Consider the following 25,889-nt stretch of genomic DNA (forward strand, 5'->3'; position numbering starts at 1 on the left):
TATTCTATATGAGTAACACAGGAGCATAAAGCAAATATAAAATGTGAAGATGATTTAAGGAAAGAACTTAAGTTATATAGACTTTCTGCTAGTAATAGAGAAGGAATTAAAGCATTTATAGTGTTTAATAATAGTACTATGGAAGAATTTATTTTGAATAGGACACCAAATATAGAAGAGTTGAAATTGATAAGAGGTTTTGTGGCGGTAAAATGTGAAAAATATGGAACTAATTTACTTAAAATAGTTAGAAACTTTTAAAATTAAAAATGAATTTAAATTTTGTATAAAAAAATAATCCTTAAATTTATTTGTATTTAGGGATTATTTTTTATGATTTATATTATATAAATTTTATATATTAAATTAAAGATTAGAATATATGAGGGAAATTATGTTGATTGTATATTTTACCATAAAATATAAATGATAGTTAAGTATATAGAGTATGTTATAGTGATAACAACTTTTTTATATTGCCTAAAAACTATAAAAATTACAATTTATAAGATTATTATAAAAAATTCTTAAAAATTACGGAATAAAGGGATTCCAAAGATATAAATACATTTTATAATAATATTATTATATTATTTAAGCTATGAATAAATATAAATATAGTTTTTATTAAGATAAAATAACAAATAGAATTTTATTATAAATTAAGATAGAGATATTAATTGGAAGGAAGAAATAAAGTGAATATAAATATTTATAAATTTTTAGAAAAAGACTATATAGAACTATATAGTATTGGGACAGATATAGATAATTCAGTATTTACATCACCTCATAGTGTAATAGTAAAATCTAGAGTATTTGTTGAACAATTAATTGACAATATATCAAGTCTAGAAAGATTACAAGGTTTAAACGAACTGAATTTATCACAAAGAATAAATACCCTAAAGTATAAAGGTATTATAGATAATGAAATAAGTGATTATCTGCATGAAATAAGAATGTTAGGGAATCAAGCAGCACATGAAAATATTGAAGAAGAATTAGTATTAGCATTAAAAGCACATAAAAACATATATAAAGTTACAAGTTGGTTTATTGAAGTTTATATAGATTATAATTTTAAAACTCCAATATACAAAAGTCCTAAGCCTATGAATAATAGTCAAAGTGAAAGTTCAAATATGTTTATGAAAATAATGGGCAAAATGGAAGATTTGTTAAAGCTTAATAAAAGTAATGAAGAAAAGATAGCACAAGTATCTGCTAAAAAGGTTGAAGAAACAGTAGATATTAAAGAATATAAAGAAGAAATATCAGTTACAAAAGAAGTTGAAGAGATAAGAAAGAGCGAATGTTTGATTGAAGATTTGTCCAGACTTAAAGAATCATCAAGAGAAGCGGTAGAAGGCGTTAATGTATTTACTGATTTTAAGAAATATATGCATGTTGATAGAAATGCACAAATGGAGTTAGAAGAAATAATAGTAGAATCAAATAAACAGACTAAATCTCAATTAATATTAGTATGTGGTAGTGTAGGAGATGGTAAGTCACACATTATATCATATTTTAAAAATAAATACCCAGATATAATAAAGAATTTTACTTTGCATAATGATGCTACAGAAAGTTTAGAACCTAATAAAACATCTATGGATACACTAGATGATTTACTAGAAAACTTTACTGATGAGAAAATAGCATCAAGTAGCCAAAAACTTATATTAGCAATAAACTTAGGAACATTAAATAATTTCATAGATTCAGAGTATGGAGAACGATTTACTAAGCTAAAAACATTTGTTAATGAGAAGAAGATACTAGAAAGAAGCATAGCAGATAATAGCTTTGATAAAGATAGTAACATACAATTTGTTAATTTTAGTGATTATAGCTTATATACCTTAAAAGATGAAAAAGTTGAGTCAGAATATATTAAGTCATTAATCAAAAAAATTACAGATAAATCAGAAATAAATATCTTCTATAATTCTTATAAAACTAATTGTATGAAATGTAAGAATAAAGATAAATGTCCAATTAAGTCAAATTATGAATTATTGAGTGAAGATAAAACACAAGATGCTATAGTAGATTTACTTGTTCAATGTATTATAAAAAATAAAATAATAATATCGACAAGGGCATTACTTAACTTTATGTATGATTTATTAATAGCTAGAACTTATATAGATATACACTCACCAATGTTTAAGGATGATATAAGTAAGCTTAAAAATGAAGAGTATATAAACTCATTAACACCAAATATAATATTTGATCATGAAGAATTATCTTTCATATTTAAAGCTCTAAATACTTTAGATCCACTTAATGTAAGAAATAGAGAAGTTGATGATTTTATTATTAAATTTAATAACTCGGTTAAGGTAATGGACTTCTTTGATGAATATATAGATTATCCTAAAGGTTATATAAGTAAATTACATAATATAAATGATGAAGAAAAACTAGATAAGAAGACTAAGAAAGAATTACTGAAATTATTTATTAGAAGCTATTACTTATGTGGTAAAGGAAATATATTTAATCTTAGAGATACTGTATATGAAGATTTTATAAGGTATGTGTATTATTGGAATAAAGGTGATAAGGCAAAACTAAAAGGATTATATACTGAAGTTAAAAATGGAATTATAAGGTGGAATGGTGAGGCTGATAAGAACCAAATAAATATATTTATTGGAAAAAATCAAGTTAAGTATAAAGTAAGTGAAGAATTAGAATTAAAAGCAGATACGACTAACCTACCATCTAGCAAAGAAAGTAGATTGGAAAAGTTCTTAACTACAATTGAAATCAAATATAAGGGAGATAGATTAGATGAGTCTTGTGGTATAGATATAGACTTCCCATTATATGAGCTTTTGATAAGAGTAGGAAATGGATATAGACCAAATAAAAAAGATAAAAATCATTTTATAAAGTTTATAGAATTCATGAATAAAATTGAGATGGCAGGTTCGCAAAAAACTCAATTAATATTCACAGAAAAAAATAGAGAAGAAAATAAAAAATTCAGATTAGAATATGACGATGAATTTGAAATTTATAAGTTTATGGAGATTTAGTTATGTGCAAAGCAATTAATTATAGTATAGATTTAGAAGGTATAAAAGAAACCTTTAAGTTTACAGACAAAGGTTTAACACATAAGCAAGGTGGAAAATATAAACTGTTACCATATGTGGCTAATGAAAAAACTTTAGTATCAGATTTCTCAGGGGTTATAGGTTCATTTTCAAGGATTATAAGTGATAAGAAACTTAATGGAGATTTTGAGGTAGAAAGCTTTTTAGAAGAAGTATCGGATCAAATTGGAGAATATGAAGGAGATAACTCAAGAGAAACTTTTAAAGATATTATTAGAAGTATGTTCATAGACAATAATGGATTAGTTGATTTTGATATAAGAACTATAAACTATATATCATCAACAACGTCAGATGATAAAATATCAACCTTCTTATACTCAATATTATTTGATGAATCTATAAAAGAAGATGTTAGTAAGTATTATGATAGGGAAGTTGAAAATATTTTATATAAGCTAGTGATAAAAGCATTACCAGAATTAAAAGATGAAAAGAATAAAATAGGTGAATATAAATGCTATTTACCTTTTGTTAAGGAGCAATTTGTAAAAGATTTTAAGTTTATTATATCAAAAGAAGATTTATATAAAGATTCATTAAAGAGATTTTTAGAATACTATTATATGTTTTATGTATCTCAGCTTGTAATGAAGCTTGATGAATTTGAAAATGTAGATTTAACTAAGCCTAATAAGCTTTACTATACATTAGATTGGGAGCGTACATCAAAGACTAGAACAGCTTATCAATTTGGATGGGAAAAAATAAAGAATAGTACAGCTTCATTATTTTCTCATGCAGTAGTATTAGAAATGTTAAATCATAATGAGATAGAAGAACAATTAGGATATAAGGATTTAGCTGAATTATTTAAAATTATTTCTGAGGATACTTTTACTGATCAAATAGAAGAATTAATAGAAGCATACAAAAGACAATTACAAGATATTAAGTGGGAAAACTTTAGGTATGTTGATAAAGAAACAGAGATAAAAGGTTTTAGTTCTGTTCATAAATTATTTAATGTTGTTAGATATCAGTTTGAAAACTCTAGTAGTAGAAGTAGAGCAAATGAAGCATACAGGAACTGGTTTGTAAGATTTGTTCAAAAGAACTTTGCAAAGAGAAGAGGTCAATTAGGATATAACTTAAATATAACCGAAGATGATATAATACTAATGACAAAAATTTGTATCAATAATAATGAAAAACTTAAATTAAATGATTTATTTGAAGAATTTGAATTAAGAGGATTATTCTTTGATAGAGATTCAAAATTAAAGATAATACAGTTATATGAAAAATTAAATTTATTAGAAAAGAAATCGGATAGTGGGGATGCGCAGTATGTCAAATCAGTTTTATAGTTATTTATCGAGTAAGATAATTGATTTTTTCAGATTAAATCCATTAATACCTGGTTCAAAATATAATATTCAGTTTGAAACAGAAGAACAAGTAAGGGATTTATATGAAAAATTAAAAGATAATAATTTATATAGAGAATATGAATACAAAGATTTAAGTGGAGAAGTAAAGTATAAATCATATGAGTTAGAGTTTAATGGAGTATCGTTAATAGTATCTTCGACTATGGATAATGTTCAACCTGATTTTTTAACTAGACTTAGAAATATGGTTGGCATGGAAGAGGGATACGAGAAAAAAGCTATATTATTCATTCATAACACTACACTAGATAGTATTATGGGAGGAACAGAATCTTTTAGCAAGGAAGGAATGCCATTTCACATTGACTCTATTCAAAAAGATATAAAAAAGATACTAGCTACAGAGTCTTTTACAGAAGTTGATAAAGCTATAGTTGAGATGGATTTAGATAAAAAGAAGAAAGTTTTATTTGCAGATAACCACTCTATATTTGAATATGAAGATATACTTGATATTTTAAAAAAAGGATATATATCAAAAGATCAATATAAAGATTTTGGGCTTTTTTATGATGAAAAGCTTACAGATTTTGAAGGTAAGCAACTAAGCAATAGAATAAAAGAGAATGCATCTTACTTTACTAAAGTAGATGAAATTCATAACTATGGAAATCCAGAGACACAGTTAGAAAAGTTCTTTGGTGAAAAAGGATCATCAAGGCTTAAAGAAAAAGATTGGATGCAAGTAGATTATAAATTGGTAGATAAATTTATTGATGAGGGTAAGAAAACTACAAAACTAGAATACAAATCAAGCTCTGAAGAGTGGGACAAAGAAGAAGGAACATCAAAAGCAAAATTAAGAGTTAGAAATATTATCGTTTTTAATGAAGAGAAAAAAGAAGAAGTAGAGTTAGAATTTTCATTCTATGATAATTTAAAAAATGAATTTATACAAAAGGTTGAAGGGGAAGCTGAAGCAAAAACTTCAGGTAAGAAATTAAAAGTTACTATTAAAGATATAGAAGGAAAGTCAAACTTCTATAAAGTTATATATAAAGTAGATAATATTAAGTTTGAATTTAAGATAGTAATGCTTAAATGCAGCCCTAGATACCTTGAATCAATTAAATCAAAATACTCACTAGTAATCAAGAAAAAAGATAGTTATATATCAGTAAATACTAATGAATCAACAATCGTTTTTAATGAATTTGAAGATAAGAATACTACTTATGAAATTGATTCAAATAATGATGTAATAGAATTACCAAAAAATGAAAAGTTAACTGTTAAACTAAGTGAAAACTTTGAATATGAAAATGATAGTGATTTAGCAAGATTTAACTTAAAATTAGAAAATGATATAATTCCTATTGGTATAGTAGGAACAAGTGAGAAAATTGCACCTATAGAAGGTTTTAAAGTTTGGAAATTAAAAAGAGAAAAGAAAAGTGACTTTAAGTTAATAGGTGATAATAAATTACAACATGGAACTAAAGAATATTTCACTAGAGATGAATTTAGAAAAAATCTAAATTTAGAAAAGCAACTTATAGATTTAGAAGGATTAAGTTTTATTGAAAATAGTGAAGGAATAGAAGTTTTAGATATAGACTTAGATATTGATGTAGAAAGAACATACAGAAATATAATAGATTATTATAGATTATCTAAAAAACTTCCAAGTTTATCATATATAAATGATGATATAAAGAAGTTATATGACGAATTTATTAAATCATATACAATAGCATTAAATAATATAAAAGAAGGTAGTTATCTTACTAAAAAGCAAAAAAACTTATTTAGAATAGGTGCAATAAGAAGAAGTATAGAAGATAAAGAGTTAATTTTTACTTCATTGCATCCATTAAATATTATATATCAACTTCATTTAAATTATGGAATAGATAATGAAGTTATAGATGAAGATGTTTTAAAGAAATTTACATCCACTTATCTTTTACCATATATAATAGATGAAGACGATAAACTTTATATACCTATGGAACAACAACATTCTCCTGAATGGAAGTATTACGTAGACGAGAATCTTCCTAGATATAAAAGTTCAAGAGACTTTGTTTCAAAATTAGTTAATGAAAAGATAGAAGAGTTTGTAAGCCATTTTAAATATATGTTTGAAATGGGAAATAATGCACCAATAAGAATTAACTTAATTAATACAGGTGATAGCAAAGAGATACTACAAGGGATATTTAAATACTATATAAAACAGCTTAAGAATAAAAAGGTAAGTGAACTATTACCAATAGATTTATTTATATACTCAGATAAGAATATAACAAATGCTTTTGAAGAAGTAGCATTTAATGAGGATATAGAATCATTAAAAGAGATATATAATTTGGATTTATCAGTGGATGATATGTCTGAAGAAGATGTATTAAATTTATATAGAGAAAAAGTACATTTTTATTCTAAGAATATAAGTAATGGTGTTGAGTATGCACATATTACATTTTTAGAAATGAGTAGTGACGTTAAGAAAATAACTTCTAATATGGATGATATACCATCAGGAGTTATATTAAATGGTACTATATCAGGAGTTCCATCAGTATTTTTAGGAGACTCATATAGAACTGGATTTGGTACTAAATATACTAATACAGAAAGTAGACTTATGAATGTAGCTATAAAATTAAATGCTTTAAATGCAGCATCATCTGGAGAACCATTTAACAGCAATCAATGCAAAGCTATATCTATACCTAACAAAAACAAAGCAACATTAGATAGTATATATGATGCTAGTCATTGGGTAACATTCATAGATCCTAAGGTTGATTTGAATTTCTTTAAAAATGACCCTGATGCAAAAGATCTATTAATAATACATTATAGTGATCAATATACAACTGCCGGAGGATATGATGCAATAACGGTTACTAGAAAGTCTGGACCATATCAAAGAGTTATAGAAGAGTTTTTAGAAAAAAATGGAATAGAAAATGCAAGTGATTATTCACCATCAGTTATAAATATGTTTAATGCTATAAATGGAGATTGGCTTTTAAGATTATTATCTAGTAAATCACATTTCCCTAAAGAGAAAATAAGTATATTATCTGCAATAAAGTTAGGTCTTGCTCAATTTAAAAATGATAATATAATATGGGTTCCTATATCACTTGAAGAAATATTAAGAGTATCAGGTGGTGCAGGTTTAAAACAAAGTGAAGGATTTTTATCAGCTAAGAACTTAGGGTTTGAAGGGGGAGTAACAAGTGATGATATATTATTTGTTGGTATAGAAGAAGTAAGCGATAAAGTATTTGTACATTATTATCCAGTTGAAGTTAAGATAGGAATAAATGATCCATCATATGTTCATAAGGGAATAAAACAAGCTAAATCTACTAAATCAATATTCAATAATATATTATTACCTGATGAAAATGAAGATTTAAGTAGCACACAAAAAGTATATAGAAACTTCTTAATGCAGCTTGTAATAACTAGTGCTGAAAAGTTAAGTTTATATAATGTTTGTAAAGGTGGAGACTGGAATAAAGTAATTAATTCTGATTTAAGAAGAAAATTACTTAATGAAGAATATGAAATAAATAACTCAATTGAAACTTCACTAGGTAAAGCTTCAGTTATATCATTTAAAAAAGGTATGGCATATACTCATATCGGTATAGAAGATGATGTTATGGTTATAGAGATGTCTGAAGAAGATGGGATTAATTTTATAACTAAGAGTATTGAAGAAATAGGAGAACATGTAGAAAGAATTAATATTTCAGGAATGAATATAGAGAATTATAATAATAGTAATAATTTTAATAATGTAAATAAGCCTGTAAGTTATGAAGAAAATAGTGGTGATACTGAAGCAGCAACTATTGTAGCTGATACATCAGTGGATTTAGAGATCACGCATCAAAAAGTGAATACATGTTCAATTATACAACCCCAAAACGATAATGAACTAATAAATTCTGATGAAGATAGAAAGATGGAAATACTATTTGGAGTAAACCAAAAGAATAATAAAGAAGTGATTTGGTATCCAAATGATACGGATAAGTTACTTCATACTAATACAGGAATAATTGGTACTATGGGTACTGGTAAAACTCAATTTACAAAATCTATGATTACTCAAATACATAGAGAATCTAAGTACAATGTAGATAGAAAAGATGTAGGAATATTAATATTTGACTACAAAGGAGATTACAATAAATCTAAAACTGATTTTATAGAAGCTACAAATGCAAATGTATATGAACTATACCAATTACCATTTAATCCGCTTTCAGTAATAAAGGCTGCTAATTCTAAACCAATGCTACCTCTTCATACAGCAAATAGTTTAAAAGTAACACTAGCAAAAGCATTTGGACTTGGAATTAAGCAAGAAACATTATTAAGAGATTTAATAATGGAAGCATATGAAAAGAAAGGTATAATAAAAAATCAATCAGATACTTGGAACAAACCAGCACCTACATTAAAAGATGTATACGATATATATGTAAATAGAGATGATTTAAAAGAAGATAGCTTATATGCAGCATTTAGTAACTTAATAGATTTTGAGATATTTGAGCCAGATTCAGCAAATACTAAGAGTTTATTTGAGTTAATAGATGGAGTTACTGTAATAGATTTATCAGGATATGATCCAGATATTCAAAACTTAGTAGTTGCAATAACTTTAGATTTATTCTATTCTCAAATGCAGGCATACGGACATAGTAAAATAGAAGGAAGTTTAAGACAGCTTAATAAGATTATATTAGTTGATGAAGCTGACAATTTCTTAAGTAAGGATTTTGAAACATTAAAGAAGATACTTAAAGAGGGTAGAGAGTTTGGAGTAGGTACTATTCTTTCGACTCAGTTATTAAGCCATTTCTCTACTGGAGAGAATAAGTATTCAGATTATATTTTAACTTGGATAGTTCATAATGTAGCTGAGATTAATCTAAAAGATGCTAGGTATATATTTAATGCACATGATAAGAGTGAGCAAGAAAATTTATGTAATAGGATTAAGACTTTAAGTAAGCATTATAGCTTAGTTAAGATGGGGGATAGTGATAGGGCTATATTTATGAGAGATAAGGCATTTTGGGAGTTAATACAGTAGATATGATAAAGTTTATTATATCATAAAAATCAGTATATATTGAAGAATAGAGATCTTATGATGTTTTAGGTCTCTATTTTTCTGTGTTAATAAATATATATTGTACATATACTTATTAGTATAATAAGTGAAATAATGGGGGGATTCTATGTCATTTGAGGCTAAACCCAAAAGTATTATGGGATTATTTAGAGAGCCAGAAGGGATTTCTTATAATATTCCGATGTATCAAAGGTCATATAGTTGGGGAGAGGATGAAATAAGTGATTTTTGTGAAGACTTAAATGATTTATATACAGGCAATGGAAAAGATTATTTTTTTGGTGCACTTATAACAATGGAAGATAAATATAATCAAAACAATCAGCAAGTTATAGATGGTCAACAAAGAATAACTACTTTTTCTATACTAATTTCACAATTATATAATTTATGTGAAGTGCTAATTGACCAAATGGAGAAATCAGATAAACTAAAATATAAGCAAAATATAAAAGAATTAAGAAATAAGCAAGGTGATTTAGGTCAATGTATTAAAAATGAAAATAGATATAAAGTTATATTATCTAAAGTTGACAATGAATACTTTGAGAAAGTGCTAGATATATCTACGGAAAAGGAATTAATAGATATTTGTTATGAGGTAGTAGATAAGTTAGAATTAGTTGAATGTATAGAAACAGGTATAGAATATAAAAATGCATACATTAAAAAAATACATAAAAAGAAAAAAATAACATATAAAGATATACTAAATATACCAGTAATTAATAATAGAATTAGGTTTAATGATTTAAAGGATATATGTTATGAGCAATATAAGTCTAAACTAGATTTAAAGTCTAATTATAATTATAAAATATTTGAAAAGTATTTATTAATAAAATATATTAGGGATATGTTGAGTAAAACTGGGAAATGTATAAATTACTATCTAGAAAAAAAGTATATAACTGATGAAGATATACATAAAGTAAATGAATTATTAGACTTCGAATATGAAAAATTAGATATAGTTTCTCATAAAAATATAAAAAATGCAAAAGAAATTATAAATGAAACCCATCTCCATATAAAACTTTATAAGAAGATGGGTTTTTATTATATACTAATATCTCCTTTAACAACTTGAGTAATGAAATGTTCCAAATTGCTAGAGTAATTATATCTATTCTTCAACATAGCAGCACCACGATCAATATGAAGCTTAGCATGAGTAGGGAAGTACTCATCATCACTTAAATGCTTACCAGCATGTTGTTCAAGTAAACTTTTAAATAACACATCATATTGTGCAGTTATAGTCTGTCTATTAAGTTCAAGTCCGTTATTATCAGTTTCTTTATAATTTTCAATTGGTTCATCATTAGTTAAAGACATTGAAATTGCAAGCTTACAAAGTGCAAATGGCTTTAAATTCATTCTAGAACCTAAATCTTCAAATATTTCTTTTGTTTGTTGTGATGTTTTAAGTCTAAATCCCATAATTACACCTCAAAAAAGTATCCTTTACTTTGGATAGTCTTTCTATTTTTATCATCATATTGTATTAAGTACTCGCCATTTAACTTTGGTTTTATTTCTTTATATGCCTTTTCATCTATTTCAGTATTAGTAGATAATATTATAACTTGATCACTTATAGTTGATAAATATTCACTAGTAATATTATTTCTATGAGTTTCATCTATTCTAGCATATGGAGTATCTATTATAAAAGGTATTTCTATATCAGAAGCCTTAAGTAAAGCCCAGTATAGACAAAGTATATAAATTTGTTTTTCTCCACTAGAGAATCCATTTATATCAACTTTAGTTCTTAACTCAATAAACATTCCTGTAGAATTATTTTTAATAGAATTAAGAAGTTCATTTTTGTTTTCAACATGATACTCTTTAAATAAATCTTCAAAGAATAGCTTACCAAATTTTTTCTCCATTTCATCATAACCTATATTTTCAATTAGGTTTTCAAGTTCTAGAGAGTTATACATTTTATTTATATATAATGAAGCATTAAAGTCTTTATCTATATCTATAAAATCTATAAAGTTATCTTTTTGAATTATTCTTCTAAATATATACATGAAATTTTCTTGTATTTCTTTAGTTTTATTATCTGTTAAAGTATTTATTATATCTTCTAACATAAGTATAAGGTCAGCAGACATATCAACTACCTTATTTGCTTGAAGTAATTCTATATATTTAGCTTTAGATTTATCTCTATTTAAAGTTAACATATTTAACTTATTTTTTAATTCTTCTAAATTAGAAGATAAGTTACTTTCACTTTCTGATAATTTACCAATTTCACTAGATAAATTAGATATTTCTTCTATATATTTATTTAATGATTCATCTTCTAAACTGGAATTAAGTTTAGATCTAATATCTGCTAACTCTAAAGCAATGGATCTATATTCATCAAATAAGTTAAGTATAGAAGCATTATCAAAATCAATTACTGAATCCATAAGTGATATTAATGAATTACTTTCATCAGATGATAGCATATGAATAGGTTTAAAGTTATCAGTAATATCTTTAGGAGCAATATCATCTATTAAAGCTTCTGAAACAGTCATAGCAACTTCATCTATTGATATACTACTTATTTTATCTAAAAGCAAGCCTTTTATATAATCTGCACTTAGCTTACCTTTAAGTTGATTATATATTAAATAGTTCTCTTCTGATTTTACTTGTTTCTTTAAATCGACTATTTTATCTTTTAACATTAAGAAAGGAAGCATTTCATTACAAAAGTCTTTAATGCTTTGATTTATAATACTTCTTCTAGCTTCTAATTCAACAGTTCTAGTATTAAAAGCTTGTCTCTCTTCTGCTAAAACGCCACCTTTTTTTCTAAATTCTTTTTCAGATTTTATCTTTAAAGCTTTTAAATTGTCTATATTATTTATTAAATCAGAAATTTCACATTTGATGATATATTCTTCAGAGGTAAGATTATTAACTTCTTCATCCAATTTCATATATTCATCTCTTGCAATTTCTATTTCATTATTACTATTTTTATTTGACTTAGTACTTGATACTATTGTATTTTTTAATACATCAAAAGTATCAAAGTTACAAAGTGATAAAAGAGATTGTTTTAAATGTGTATTGGAATTCTTTCCTATAAAGAATTCTGATAAATGTTCACCATCAAAGAAAAAGAATTCAAATATTTTAGGTGAAATTATAGATGTAATATAATTTTCAAAATAATTAAGTTCTTCATCATCTAAAGGAATATTTGAGAAATTTTTATAAACTAAAAATGTCTCATCTAATTTTTTATCTTTAAAAGTCCACTGTCTAACTAATGTATAAGTGTTTTTTTCTGTATTTTCGCTAATCTCAATATCTATTGATATATATGCATCAACAGTATCATTTTTTAGAGAATTATTATTTATATTAGATTTTACTCTAGATATATATGAAGAATTAAATCCTTGATACTTGTAAGCCATAGGTCCATAAATACAAAGTTTAATAGCTTCAAATATTGTTGATTTACCAGCTCCATTTTTACCACCTACTAATATTATGTTTTTATCATTTGTAGTAGTAAAATCAAAGATAGTTTCTTCCTCATAAGATCTAAAGTTTTTTAGTACAAGTTTATTTATTTTCATGTTCTAACTCCTTGCCACTTTCTTCTTCGATCTTTTCAATAATATCTTGATGAAGCCATTGTTGATTTAATATTTTACTTACCGCGTTTTTTAATTTAGTATTATTACTAAAGTGTTTATACTTATTAGTATCAATAACTAATTTATTAAATAGATCATTGTTTATATCATATTCTTTACATTTTTCAGCTATAACGTTTAATGTAGAAGAATCAAATAGAGGATTTTTATATTCAGCCCATGGTAAATCTTTACCAGTCACTTCTTTATATATATTTAATAATGTAGTAGAAGTTAAATCTTCTTCATTATCCCATATCTCATCAATTGCTTTAAGTTCACCTAAATTAATAAGTTCTAAGTCAGGATAGAACTTTTGCATTTCTATTTGAGTTTCTAAAAGCTTTTTTAGAATCATTTGTCTAGCTTCAAATGTAAATGGACCAAACATTATTTTTCCATCTCTTTTAACAACGGCACCATTTCTTTTGTGCTTTTTACGATTCTTAGGCTTATCTCTTTCACTTAATAGCCAACTTCTAAACTCAACTAAAGGCTTCAATTCATTATGGCCAGATTCTATAAATCCATTTAAAGATTTATCCTCTTTTACAACAGTACAAATCCAACACCCAAATCTACTATTACCACAGCTGCTTTTAGCACTTGATTCATCAGCTATAAAAGGACATTCTCCAGAATCACCAGAACCTTTCATATACATTTCAAATAATTCCATTGCACTAGTTCCCCATGCAGTAGCAGGAGAAGGGAAGTCACCAGCATTAAAAGTAATTAAGTTGTCATTGTTATGGTATAGTACATCCCAAACGTCAGCAGTTGAGAAATCAACTATAGGAGTGTAGACATAAGCTAATTTATTTTTACCTCTTAAAGTTTCATGTGGAGTAAGAAGATATCCTTCTATTTCTCTTTTTTCTATTCTAGCCTTTCTTGCAGAACTTTCATCTTTACGAACTCCAAGTAGAACTACAACATCTTCGTACTCTAATTTTTCTTTTATAAACTTATTAGATGGTCTTATCTTTAGTCTTTCAGTACACCAACGATATTGTATAGACTTTGGAGTAGGGTACCCTTTCCCAATTATATTAGCCCAGAAGCTATCATGAAGTTCAGGATACACAATTTGTGCTATTATAGGCAAATCTAATTCTTTAGCACTTTCGTTTATTTTATTTATATTATCTTTCAGATATTCAAGTATTATAGGATTTTCTATAAGTGTATCTGATGACACTACATAAACTGGCTTGTGTCTTTTTTCTTTAGGTAATCTTTTCAACATAGAAAAAGTCACCTGTAAGGTACAACTACTATCCTTGCCGCCACTATAGCCGAGGATCCAAGGTCTTTTATCATTAAGGTATACAGCTTCCATTTCATCTAATAGGTCATCTAATGTATAATTGTCAAAGTAGCTAGCCATTACTATTCAATCCTTTCTATTTTATAATAAGTTATAAAAATATATTTAAGTAAAAATTTAAATATGATATTTACAGAAATATACCATTATATTATTATATCACAGATTTTAAGATTAAAGAATTTATATTAACTTCTATTCAAACATAAATTAGTATAAAGCTAAATATACTTTATTATAATTATAGCCTTATAAATAGTATGGATTTGAAATAAATTATCATATATTATCTTTTGCATGATTACTTTAAATTATAAAAATCAAGTTATGGTCTTGGAAGAATTATGTAAAATTATTATTTTTATTCAGTTAAAATAATAAAATATAAATATTTAATAATTTATTATTTTAGTATGGTATAAAGGAAGTTCGTGGGAACTTGTTAAAAAATTCGGAGCTTTACATATAAAAAGTAAACATAGTTTAAGTTTTCACAACATATATATTATAGGTAAGATTTTTTATATTATGGAGGTTTACAAAATGAATAATTCAAAAAAGTTTCTTATATGTAGTGTCTGTGGAAATATGGTCGGAATGATAGAAGATAAAGGTCCTAAACTAGTATGTTGTGGAAAAAAGATGAATGAGCTAGTAGAAAATACAACAGAAGCTTCAGTAGAAAAGCATACACCAGTAGTAAATATAGATAACAATAAAGTAAATGTACAAGTTGGAAGTACATTACATCCAATGACACAAGAGCACCATATAAGCTGGATATATCTTTTAACAACACAAGGTGGTCAGCGTAAATCTTTAGAAGTAGATAGTGATCCAATTGTGGAATTTGTATTAACTGAAAATGATAAGCTGTTAGAAGTATATGCATATTGTAATCTTCATGGATTATGGAAATTAGAATTATAAATAAAATTTAAAAGTTTAAATATATCATAAAGATAAAAATGAAGGGGTACATAATTAATGTACCTCTACATTTTTATGCAGAAAAATGCATAGTTATTTGTTAAAAAATAGAAAAATATAAATATATTAACAAATGAGTTTTAATAAAATACATATATACAAAATATATTTAGTTTTAGTATAATGTTGTGTATTGTCATATATAGGGAGGGCTTAATAAATGAAATCAAGGTTTGAAGGTGGATTACTTGGACTTATAGGTGTTAATATACTAGCATATTTTATAACTCTTATAACATTTGGATTAGCTACACCATGGGCTATGTGTATAAAGTATAACTGGGAAGCTAAAAATACAGTTATAGAAGGAAGACGATTAAGATTTATAGGTAAAGGATCTAGTCTATTTTTACATTATATAAAATGGTGGATACTTACTATAATAACTTTGGGTATATATGGATTTTGGTTATATATAAAATTATTACAATGGAAAACTGAAAATACTATATTTGAAGACTAATAAAAAATTCTAATTGGACATTATATCCAATTAGAATTTTTTATCTTCAGACGTACATCTATAAGATATTTTATTATTTTTATAGAATCTAAATCTATTAATTTAGAAATGAATAATAAGTTTGTGTGGGTTATAATAATAAAGTAAAATTAAAAAATACTAACCGCATTAAAGGAGTAAACTATGAACTGTATATTCTGTAATATGAAAGATAATTACATACTTGAAAATGAACTAGCTTACGCAATTTATGATAAATACCCAGTAGGGAAAGGTCATATGCTATTTATACCGAAAAGACACGTAAAAGACTTTTTCCATATAACAAAAGAAGAAAGAGAAGCAATATTTAATTTAATAGATGAAGGTAAAAAACTATTAGATGAGAAATACTCTCCAGATGCATACAACATAGGAGTAAACTGTGGAGAATACTCAGGACAAACAGTAATGCATGTCCATGTACATCTAATACCAAGATACAAAGGAGACACAAACTCACCACAAGGTGGAGTAAGAGGAGTAATACCAGAAAGAATGAAGTACTAAAAAAGGATGGAGATAAATGAAAAAAGACATATACAAAAAGTTAGATGAATTAAAGATAAAATACAAAATACTAAAACATAAAGAAGTATTCACCGCTGATGAATTTTACGAAGCAACTAAAGATATGCCAGGATATCACTGTAAAAACTTATTTTTAAAGAACTCAAATAAAAGTAAAAATTATTTATTAGTAGCAAAACATGATAAAAATGTAAACTTAAAAGATATAAAAGAGCAAATAGGAAGTACTAGGCTTTCATTTGATTCACCAGAAAATTTATACGAACTATTAAAGGTAACTCCAGGAAGTGTAAATCCATTTAGTATTATAAACGATATAGATAGTAAAGTAGAGTTATTAATAGATAGTGATTTGCTAAATGGTGAAAATCTTAATTTTCATCCATCTATAAATACAGAAACATTTAATATATCAGGAGAAGATTTTAATAAATTTTTAGATCATATTAATAATAATGTTATAAAGCAAATATTATATAAAATGATAAACATTTTATTAGTATATAAAAAAATAATATAAAATTAGTATCAAATAACTAATAAGTGCATATAATAATATATGTAGTAACATACAAATAAATTAAAAGGTGTCTAGAAATAGATTTTAGGAGTATTTTTTATGAATAATGGAACAGTGAAATGGTTTAACAATGAAAAAGGATTTGGATTTATATCAGTAGAAGGTGGAGATGATGTATTCGTACATTTTTCAGCTATACAAACTGACGGATTTAAATCTTTAGAAGAAGGTCAAAAAGTAAACTTTAATATAGTTAAAGGTGCTAGAGGTCCTCAAGCTGAAAACGTAACTATATTATAATATATATGTTCGTGGAAAAGACACATTGTGTGTCTTTTTTTATGTCTATAATACACTTAACTTTTCTATTGTTTATTTATAAATAGGATATGTTTAATATGGTGTTGATATTAGGAACAATTTTAATAATAAAAAAGTAGGGGTATACCAAATCATATAACTCCTACTTTTTTGTTAGTATTATATTAAATTTGTTTATTTTGTTTTATCTATATAACCTATTAATTTTCATCATACTTTTTATTATTTTCATTAAATCTTTCCAAGATTAATGACGCACAGAATATAACTAGAAATATTAATGAAAGTAATAGTGAATGAGTTACTAGATGATATGAAGATTCTACAGAACTATAACCTATATTTGAAATTATAGGAACAATAAGCCATATATTAAAAAAGAATATTATTACCGTTATAACTAAGCTCCATAGTATTTTTTTCATATTTATCCCCCTATGACGTTAAATTTACTTATTTTTATTATAACATTACTTTGTACAATATAATTCTTATTTTTAATAGAATCTCTATTAGACTTAAATATTGATAACTCCATAACCATACATTTAGTATATTAATCCACTTATCTAATAATTTCTTATTTATATATGTTGCAGAGTTTGTAAAATAAGTATATTGATTTAGAAACAATGAAGGAATATGATAAATACTATCTAATATAGCATATAATTTATATAAAAATTTATGATATAGCTTTAGCAATTTCTTTATTATTTAATAGAAAATTAATTAAAATTGGTATAAATATTAATTGAATTATCATACCTGGTATAGCAGGAAAAAGCCCTGAAGCAACGTAAGTTATTGGACTTACCTGGGGAGCTAAAGTTAAAGAAACTACAAATGCACCAGCTATAGCAAATAGTCTACCTACAACCATTGCACAAATAAGAGAAATATATACCTTATTAGTTTTAGAAAAAACTAATCCAGTCACTAATCCATAACCACAAAGTTCAAATGCCATAATAGGCATTACAGGAACTAATGGAGGCATACTAGTTAATAAACCACTAAGTATAGGTGTTATTATACCAACAGCAGCACCAAGTGCAGGTCCTAGAAAATATCCTGCCATTAAAACTGGAATATGCATTGGTAAAAATACAGATCCTCCCATATTGAATATATGGAATATCATAGGTAAAATAACTCCAAATGCTACAAACAATCCTGATAATACTAATTTTTTTGCTTTCATAATAATCCCCCTGATTAATTAAAATAATTTTATACTAAATGTAAATTCTAGCTATTTTGTATTACAATATAATACATTTCATCGTCTTCAAATGCTTCAATTACATTCAAAGAAGCATTTATAAATACTTCTTTTTGTTCATTAACTTCCATTAAAAGTGATTCATTAACACGCTCATCAGCATTTTTATGTAGATTGTTTAAAAAATTTCTACTATTAGAATGAGCAATCATCAAGAGACCATTATTATGTAAGTTATTTTTTACAAGTTTTGATATAGTGTTTGTTTTATCTTCTAAATGAGGATACATAGAATAAAGAATTATTTTATCGTACTTAGATTCTATATTTTCATTTTCTACATCTACTAAATCAAAGTGAACATTAGGTATTTTCTTAAATTTTTCACATGCAATATCTAGCATACCCTTAGAAATGTCAACTCCTCTAATTAAACCATTAGGTGATAGTTTAATTAAAAATGGTATTAACACTCCTGTACCAGTACCTACATCGAGTATAGTGTCGTCTTCTTTTAGTTTTAACTTACTTAGAATATAATTGATTTTACTTTCATTAACTTCAATCATATTATCCCAATTTTCAGCGATTGAATCAAAAAAATCTACCTGTGACATATAATCCCCCTTTTTTGCACAAAAAAAGGCCATAAAGATTAAAAACCTTCATGGCCTTATTACAAATATTTCATTAATAAAATAGTAGCACAGCTATAATTATTTAGCAATAAAATGATGAAAGAAATGTTTTATAGCTTTTTTATAGCATATTTTATTTAGATTAAAGTAAAGAAGAGAATAATTTTGAGAAACCTTCTTTAATTTTTACATAATTACTTCTATTATTATATTCTTTTAAAGTTAATCTATTAGACAGTAACATATCTTTTTCAAACTGTTCACGTTGTTTTTTAGCAATGTCTTTACAATAAATTAAAGCATTTACTTCAAAGTTTAATTCACAACTTCGTGTATCCATGTTTGCAGTACCTATTGAGCACACCCTATCATCTATGACTACAGTTTTAGAATGAAGAAATGCATTTTTATCATAGTGATAGATTTCAATGCCGAAGTTTAATAATTCTCCTGCATAAACTAAATTAGCCCAATAAACGAATGGATGATCACCTTTGCCAGGAATCATTATTTTTATATCAACACCAGAAATAGATGCAAGTTTTAAGCTATCAGCTATGCTTTGATCTAAAATCAAATATGGTGATTGTATATAAATATAATCCTTAGCTTTTTGAATCATTTCTAAATATGACCATTTAATTTCATATCTATTGTATGGATTTGGACCACTTGATATTATTTGTATTCCAGGTTCTGAGTAATTAAAATCATATATAGTATTAGATTTAAAATCTTTTAATACAGAAGTTAAGTCTATATTTTCTTTAGTTGCATAGTTCCAATCAGATAAGAATCTTAAGTTTAAATCTTTAACAGCACTTCCATCAAATTTTATATGAGTATCTCTCCAATAACCAAATTTAGGGTCTTTACCTAAGTATTCATCACCAACGTTGAATCCTCCAACAAAACCAATTTTATTGTCTATAACAATGATTTTTCTGTGATTTCTAAAATTCATATTTAGGTTTACTAGTTTTAGTATAGCAGGGAAGAACTCACCAGTTTTTACGCCAGCATCTATTACAGATTTTAATTTTTTCTTTGTAAGAGATCTACTACCTACTGAATCATATAATAATCTAACTTCAACACCTGACTTTGCTTTTTCTTTTAATATTTTTAATATTTGAGAACCGATTTCATCATCTTTAAAGATATAAAATTGTATATTTATACTTTTTTCAGCTTTTCTTAGACTATCTAAAATTTCATTAAATAATTCTTTACCATCAAAAAATAATTCTACTTCGTTATTGTTTCTATAAGGTGAATATTCCATAGATTCTATGGCTCTAATTATTTCATAATTACTAGAATTTTTAATACTATCATTAGAAATTCTCATCTGATCTAATTGATCTGTATATGTTTTAAAAAATTCCATTTTAGATTTTTTCATTATGAATATATCAGATTTTTTAATCTTTCTACCAATTAGTAAGAAAAGTATAAAGCCTATATAAGGTAATAGAGTTAAAATTAATGCCCAGGATATTATACTGTTAGCTGAACGTTTTTCTTTAAAAATCATATATATGATTGTTATTATATTTAAAATATGAACTAATATAGATAAAATGGCAATAATCATAAATTTAGTATCCTTTCAAATGGAGTTAAACTTTTTTATATATAAATTATGATAGCCTTTAAATTTAAATTTATGTAAAAAGACTAATTGAGGTATGTTTATGCATATACTAGTATGTGAAAGCTTTATTAATGAAAAAGTTGGATAGGAATAAGGAGGAGCACCATGATAGAAAAATTTGATATCAATATAACGCCTTTTCAGCTAGAAAGAACAATGCATATTTATTTACCAGATGATTATTACGATAGTGAAGAAAGATATCCTGTTATGTATATGTATGATGGTCATAATTTATTTAATGATAATGATGCAACATATGGAAAGTCGTGGGGGCTATCGGATTTTTTAGATAACTATGATAAGAAGTTTATTATTGTTGGAATGGAATGTAATCATACTGGAAATGAAAGATTAAATGAATACTGTCCTTATAATATAGAAGATGAGTCTATAGGAAAAATTAATGGAAGAGGACAACAATTAATGGATTGGGTAGTTAGTGAGTTAAAGCCATTAATTGATAATATATATAGAACCTATCCGTCTAGAGAGTACACTGGAATTGGAGGAAGCTCTATGGGTGGGCTAATGGCATTGTATACTATTATAAAATATAATAAGTATTTTTCTAAGGCTGCATGTTTATCACCATCTATATTTTTATGTATGGATGAATTGAATGAGGAATTAGAGTCGTCTATAATTGACTCGAATACTAGAATTTATTTTAGCTTTGGAACAAGGGAAGTAAGAAATATGGATTTAATTTTAGATTATATAGGTTATTTTGATGATTATTTTACTCATTACAATGCAAGTAGCTATGTTTATATAGCTAAAAATGGAAAACATAATGAAGCAACATGGGAAAAACAAAATAAAATTTATTTTGACTTTTTATATGGTATGTAGTTAAATAATTCTCTAAACTTAATATAGAAATTAATTATTAACAAAGTGGATTTTTATAAGCAATTCCTTTTATAAATACAAAAACCTTATTACCGAATTTTTCATAATTACTAATTTTAAATCCAGAATTCTACTTGTTAGTTATTTTATAATTCCAACTATGGGAGGATGGATGCTAGGATATATTGATGAAAAAATATATAATGGTTCTATAGTGCCAAGTATATTACTACATGGTATAGTTAATTTTGGAAGAGATATTATGCTTATATTTTCAGGTACAATTTTAAAATATTATGAATAATCTATAGTAAGTTATAGAAGTAACCACATCTTAGAGATTAATGTATTAAAAAGTCTAAGGTGTGGTTGTTTTTATGCCATATTTATCACGAAGAGGGCTAGCATAGCCTAATTATATATAAATTGTTCACAATATATAACAATTGTGAACTAATTTATATTGTTTATCATGAAGTTATCTAACATAGCCATAAAATATTATATAAGATAATAAACAATTAATCCCCCTACGTTTAAAAATAGATATAGAGGGATTAACATTTATTTTTAGCAACTGACGAAGTCGTTGGCTATATGAAGTTATTCGACCACACAGTGGCAATCTAAGAGAATTTTTTATAAAGAAGTTTCTCTTAAAACTAAATCTTCATTTCTCTCAATAAAATGTCTAATAGACCATTCGTTTTGTAATAACAATACTGAATTGTTATTTTTATCTTCGACTAATAATGTCTCCATTGGCATTGAAAGCCTACCATATTTGGAAAGATCATTTTCAATCCAACGTACATAGCGATAAGGTAGTGAATTCATTAGAATCTCAACACCATATTCTTGTTTTAGGCGATATTCTAAAACTTCAAATTGAAGAATTCCAACTACACCTATAATAAGTTCTTCCATACCAGAATTAGGTTGTCTGAATACCTGTATAGCACCTTCTTCTGATAACTGTGTAATACCCTTCACGAACTGCTTTCTCTTAAGAGCATTTTTTGTAGAAACTCTTGCAAAATGCTCAGGAGCAAATTGTGGTATACCAGTGTATTGTAAATTTGATTGTTTTTCACTTAATGTATCACCAATATTAAATATACCTGGATCATGTATACCTATAATGTCCCCTGGATAAGCTGAGTCTATAATAACACGGTCTTGTGCTACAAACTGTTGAGGTTGAGATAGTTTAACCTTTTTGTTTCTTTGTACATGAGTTACTGTCATACCTTTTTCAAATTTACCAGAGCAAATTCTAAGGAATGCAATTCTATCTCTATGATTTTTATCCATATTAGCTTGAATTTTAAATATAAATCCTGAGAAGTTATTAGAATTAGGATCAATATCACCTAAATTACTACTACGAGGACTTGGCGGTGATGTTATTTCTAGGAATGATTCTAAAAATGGTTCTACACCAAAGTTAGTAAGAGCACTTCCGAAGAATACAGGCGTCAATTCACCCTTTAATATTTCATCTAAATCAAAATTATCTCCAGCAATATCTAAAAGTTCAATATCTTCTAGTAGCTTTCCATGAAGAGCATCACCTAATAAAGCATTAAATTTTTCATCAGATACCTCTCCAGTTATAGAATTAGCAATAGATTGTCCATGATTACCATCATCAAATAATTCAATTTGATTTTTATGACGGTTAAACACACCTTTAAATTCTTTACCAGAACCAATTGGCCAGTTTACTGGACAAGAGCGAATTCCTAGAACATTTTCAATATCTTCAAGTAGCTCAAATGGATCTTTTCCTTGACGGTCCATTTTATTTATAAAAGTAAAAATTGGTATTCCTCTCATCTTACAAACTTGGAATAATTTCTTTGTTTGATCTTCGACACCTTTAGCAGAGTCAATAACCATTACTGCACTGTCTGCTGCCATAAGAGTTCTATAAGTATCTTCACTGAAATCTTGATGCCCTGGAGTATCAAGAATATTTATGCAAAAGTTATCATATTCAAATTGAAGAACACTTGATGCAACAGATATACCTCTTTGTTTTTCAATTTCCATCCAGTCAGATACTGCATGTTTTTGAGATCTTCTTGATTTAACTGAACCTGCTTCACGAATGGCACCACCATATAATAGAAACTTTTCAGTTAATGTAGTTTTTCCTGCATCGGGATGGGAAATGATTGCAAAGGTTCTTCTTCTTTTAACCTCATCAATCAAGTTTAAATTTTGTTCTGTCATTTTTTATCATCCTTTATTTTAATTTTACGATTATCCAAATATAAAAAACCATAATCCTATTGATATTATAACTTTATTGCAAAACTGTCAATATAGAAACTTTATGAAAATAGCTCCACTTAAAACGGCAGTCCTCAATGCCTGCCTTTTATAGTAGTAAGGAGTAAAATATATATAAAATATTATCTATATTTTGATTATAGACTAAAATTTGTAAATCAAACAAAAATAAATTATATAATTAAATCTTTAGAAAATTTAACTGAGTATGAACAACAACAGGTATTTAATTTTTTAGAAGAAAAATTCGTATTTGGTTCTTTATCAACTTCTCCTTGTTATCACTCTAAAAAAGATTTTTCAACATTATCTTTAAACATAGCGTAATTTTTAAATTCTTTTGGTGATATTTTATACTCTTTAACAAATGCTTTATAGAATACAGAGTAATCTTATGGATAGGGGGGTGGGGTTTTATACAGGGAGTATAGGCTTAATTATAGGATTTATGGGAAGTGAGTATAGCTTATAATATAATAAAGATCGCAATTGTTATATAATGAGAAGTAAAGTATATTAAAGAAGTTTGTAAAATATAAGATGAATACTAAAAACAATATTGTAGAAATCTTAAAGAATATGAATAGTACTACTTACTAGATGGTAAGTAACTAACCAGAAAGTGCATTATTGTGGGATCTAAAGCATTTATATATAATCCTTTTATAGATAAAAGACAAAGGAGAAGTATATAATGAAGAAAAATTTAAACTTACTTTACTTTAGTCCTACTGATGGAACTAAGAAAATTGTAAGAAAAGTAGCAAGAGGAATGAATTTAGAATATAAAGAGTTTAATATTACATTACCTCAAAATAGAGTGGAGGAATTATATTTTAATGAAAATGATATAATTATAGTTGGTATGCCAACATACGCTGGTAGATTCCCTAAATTATTACATACATATATGGAGAAAATAAAATGTAATAATTCTTTAGCTGTATTTATTGCAACATATGGAAATAGAGATTATGAAGATTCACTGTTAGAATTAAAAGATTTGTTTGAAAATAAGTCTTGTAAAACTATAGCAGCTGCCACATTTATCACAGAACATTCTTCTACAGATAAGTTGGCAACGAAAAGACCTAATGAAGAAGATTTAAGTATAGCTTATGACTTTGGACTGAAAATCAGTACAAAGATTGAAAATATAAAGAGCTTTGATAAAATAGAAAATTTAAATGTTCCTGGGAATTTCCCTTATGTAATAAAAAATTCACCTATCTTACCAATAGCTCCTGAAACTAAAGATGCATGTATAAATTGTAAAATATGTGCTAAACATTGTCCTACATCAGCTATAGATTTTGATGATTGTAAATTAATAGATATAAATAAATGTATAAAATGTTGTAGCTGCATAAAGAGATGTCCATTCAATGCCAAACAAATGATTCATGAAGGGTATAAAAATATGCAAAATATGCTTGTAAGTAATTTTGCACATATAGTAAGAAAACCTGAAATATTTATCTAAAATTTTATAAAAACAAAGGAAGCTTTAGTAAGAGAATCTTATAATACTTGCTCTTAAAGCTTCTTTTTATTCACTGTAAGGAAATTTCAAATTCTTATCTATTTCTAAATTTTTCAACCATGAAAACTTACCAAATCTTTTAGTACCATTCATTAGCAAAGAAATTATTTGAGTAGGATATATAAGAAAAAATCTATAGTAAATATATTTACTAAATAAATCTTGATAAG

At 26.0% G+C, this 25,889-nt stretch carries 21 protein-coding genes; 13 read left to right on the forward strand and 8 right to left on the reverse strand.

From position 1 onward, the window contains the following. Positions 1-36: 36 nt before the first annotated feature. The 5 genes from EIH23_RS03105 to EIH23_RS03125 all read left to right on the forward strand — a co-directional run bounded on the left by EIH23_RS03105 (position 37) and on the right by EIH23_RS03125 (position 10,734). Complete coding sequence (locus EIH23_RS03105; protein ID WP_122638753.1) at positions 37-261, forward strand: HRDC domain-containing protein; 225 nt, start codon at positions 37-39, stop codon at positions 259-261. A 437-nt stretch (positions 262-698) separates the two neighbouring features. Beyond that, positions 699-3,056: a DNA phosphorothioation-dependent restriction protein DptF gene (gene dptF, locus EIH23_RS03110; protein ID WP_122638754.1), complete on the forward strand. Its 2,358-nt coding sequence runs from the start codon at positions 699-701 to the stop codon at positions 3,054-3,056. A gap of 2 nt (positions 3,057-3,058) precedes the next feature. Then, entirely contained in the window at positions 3,059-4,447 is a 1,389-nt protein-coding gene (gene dptG, locus EIH23_RS03115; protein WP_122638755.1) for a DNA phosphorothioation-dependent restriction protein DptG, read from the forward strand. Further along, on the forward strand, positions 4,428-9,602 hold the full coding sequence (gene dptH, locus EIH23_RS03120) for a DNA phosphorothioation-dependent restriction protein DptH (protein ID WP_122638756.1): 5,175 nt from the start codon (positions 4,428-4,430) through the stop codon (positions 9,600-9,602). Before dptG ends, dptH begins: the two co-directional genes overlap by 20 nt. A gap of 148 nt (positions 9,603-9,750) precedes the next feature. Continuing rightward, positions 9,751-10,734, forward strand: coding sequence for a DUF262 domain-containing protein (locus EIH23_RS03125; RefSeq protein WP_122638757.1), 984 nt, complete (start codon positions 9,751-9,753; stop codon positions 10,732-10,734). Here EIH23_RS03125 and EIH23_RS03130 read toward each other — a convergent pair. Genes EIH23_RS03130 through dndC form a run of 3 tightly spaced genes read right to left on the reverse strand, consistent with a single transcriptional unit; the run spans position 10,704 to position 14,699 of the window. Further along, positions 10,704-11,087 carry a DndE family protein gene (locus EIH23_RS03130; protein WP_122638758.1) on the reverse strand — a complete coding sequence of 128 codons (384 nt, stop codon included), beginning with the start codon at positions 11,085-11,087 and terminating at the stop codon, positions 10,704-10,706. The two genes, EIH23_RS03125 and EIH23_RS03130, sit on opposite strands and share 31 nt — an antisense overlap. Before the next feature lie 2 nt (positions 11,088-11,089). Continuing rightward, on the reverse strand, positions 11,090-13,249 hold the full coding sequence (locus EIH23_RS03135; RefSeq protein ID WP_122638759.1) for an AAA family ATPase: 2,160 nt from the start codon (positions 13,247-13,249) through the stop codon (positions 11,090-11,092). Further along, on the reverse strand, positions 13,236-14,699 hold the full coding sequence (gene dndC / locus EIH23_RS03140; RefSeq protein WP_122638760.1) for a DNA phosphorothioation system sulfurtransferase DndC: 1,464 nt from the start codon (positions 14,697-14,699) through the stop codon (positions 13,236-13,238). Before dndC ends, EIH23_RS03135 begins: the two co-directional genes overlap by 14 nt. Before the next feature lie 483 nt (positions 14,700-15,182). Here dndC and EIH23_RS03145 point away from each other — a divergent pair, with 483 nt between their 5' ends. From EIH23_RS03145 to EIH23_RS03165, 5 genes are all read left to right on the forward strand, one after another. Beyond that, a complete protein-coding gene (locus EIH23_RS03145) occupies positions 15,183-15,569 on the forward strand; it encodes a desulfoferrodoxin family protein (protein WP_122638761.1) in 387 nt (128 codons plus the stop codon). Between the two features lie 220 nt (positions 15,570-15,789). Beyond that, positions 15,790-16,092 carry a hypothetical protein gene (locus EIH23_RS03150; protein WP_122638762.1) on the forward strand — a complete coding sequence of 101 codons (303 nt, stop codon included), beginning with the start codon at positions 15,790-15,792 and terminating at the stop codon, positions 16,090-16,092. A gap of 183 nt (positions 16,093-16,275) precedes the next feature. Continuing rightward, the gene (locus tag EIH23_RS03155) at positions 16,276-16,641 is read left to right on the forward strand and encodes an HIT family protein (RefSeq protein WP_122638763.1); all 366 of its coding nucleotides are present in this window, start codon (positions 16,276-16,278) and stop codon (positions 16,639-16,641) included. A gap of 16 nt (positions 16,642-16,657) precedes the next feature. After that, on the forward strand, positions 16,658-17,182 hold the full coding sequence (locus EIH23_RS03160; protein WP_122638764.1) for a prolyl-tRNA synthetase associated domain-containing protein: 525 nt from the start codon (positions 16,658-16,660) through the stop codon (positions 17,180-17,182). Between the two features lie 99 nt (positions 17,183-17,281). Further along, on the forward strand, positions 17,282-17,482 hold the full coding sequence (locus EIH23_RS03165) for a cold-shock protein (RefSeq protein ID WP_122638765.1): 201 nt from the start codon (positions 17,282-17,284) through the stop codon (positions 17,480-17,482). 221 nt (positions 17,483-17,703) lie between these two features. Here the strand turns inward: EIH23_RS03165 and EIH23_RS03170 are convergent, their stop codons facing one another. From EIH23_RS03170 to cls, 4 genes are all read right to left on the reverse strand, one after another. Next, on the reverse strand, positions 17,704-17,928 hold the full coding sequence (locus tag EIH23_RS03170) for a hypothetical protein (RefSeq protein ID WP_122638766.1): 225 nt from the start codon (positions 17,926-17,928) through the stop codon (positions 17,704-17,706). 260 nt (positions 17,929-18,188) lie between these two features. Then, entirely contained in the window at positions 18,189-18,707 is a 519-nt protein-coding gene (locus EIH23_RS03175) for an ECF transporter S component (protein WP_122638767.1), read from the reverse strand. 47 nt (positions 18,708-18,754) lie between these two features. Then, positions 18,755-19,345, reverse strand: coding sequence for a class I SAM-dependent methyltransferase (locus EIH23_RS03180; RefSeq protein WP_164488970.1), 591 nt, complete (start codon positions 19,343-19,345; stop codon positions 18,755-18,757). 163 nt (positions 19,346-19,508) lie between these two features. Then, positions 19,509-20,963 (reverse strand): cardiolipin synthase, encoded by a 1,455-nt coding sequence (gene cls, locus EIH23_RS03185; RefSeq protein WP_122638769.1) that lies wholly within the window; start codon positions 20,961-20,963, stop codon positions 19,509-19,511. A 165-nt stretch (positions 20,964-21,128) separates the two neighbouring features. Here cls and EIH23_RS03190 point away from each other — a divergent pair, with 165 nt between their 5' ends. Both EIH23_RS03190 and EIH23_RS16690 read left to right on the forward strand, forming a co-directional pair. Beyond that, entirely contained in the window at positions 21,129-21,878 is a 750-nt protein-coding gene (locus EIH23_RS03190; protein WP_122638770.1) for an alpha/beta hydrolase, read from the forward strand. Between the two features lie 172 nt (positions 21,879-22,050). Next, positions 22,051-22,182 carry a hypothetical protein gene (locus tag EIH23_RS16690; protein ID WP_279265744.1) on the forward strand — a complete coding sequence of 44 codons (132 nt, stop codon included), beginning with the start codon at positions 22,051-22,053 and terminating at the stop codon, positions 22,180-22,182. Positions 22,183-22,517: 335 nt separating this feature from the next. Here EIH23_RS16690 and EIH23_RS03195 read toward each other — a convergent pair whose 3' ends face one another. Further along, a complete protein-coding gene (locus EIH23_RS03195; protein WP_122638771.1) occupies positions 22,518-24,116 on the reverse strand; it encodes a peptide chain release factor 3 in 1,599 nt (532 codons plus the stop codon). Between the two features lie 754 nt (positions 24,117-24,870). Between EIH23_RS03195 and EIH23_RS03200 the strand changes: the two genes are divergently transcribed. Then, a complete protein-coding gene (locus EIH23_RS03200; RefSeq protein WP_122638772.1) occupies positions 24,871-25,659 on the forward strand; it encodes an EFR1 family ferrodoxin in 789 nt (262 codons plus the stop codon). Positions 25,660-25,889 lie beyond the last annotated feature (230 nt).

The sequence above is a fragment of the Romboutsia sp. Marseille-P6047 genome (genome assembly GCF_900604535.1).
Lineage (GTDB): Bacteria > Bacillota > Clostridia > Peptostreptococcales > Peptostreptococcaceae > Romboutsia_E.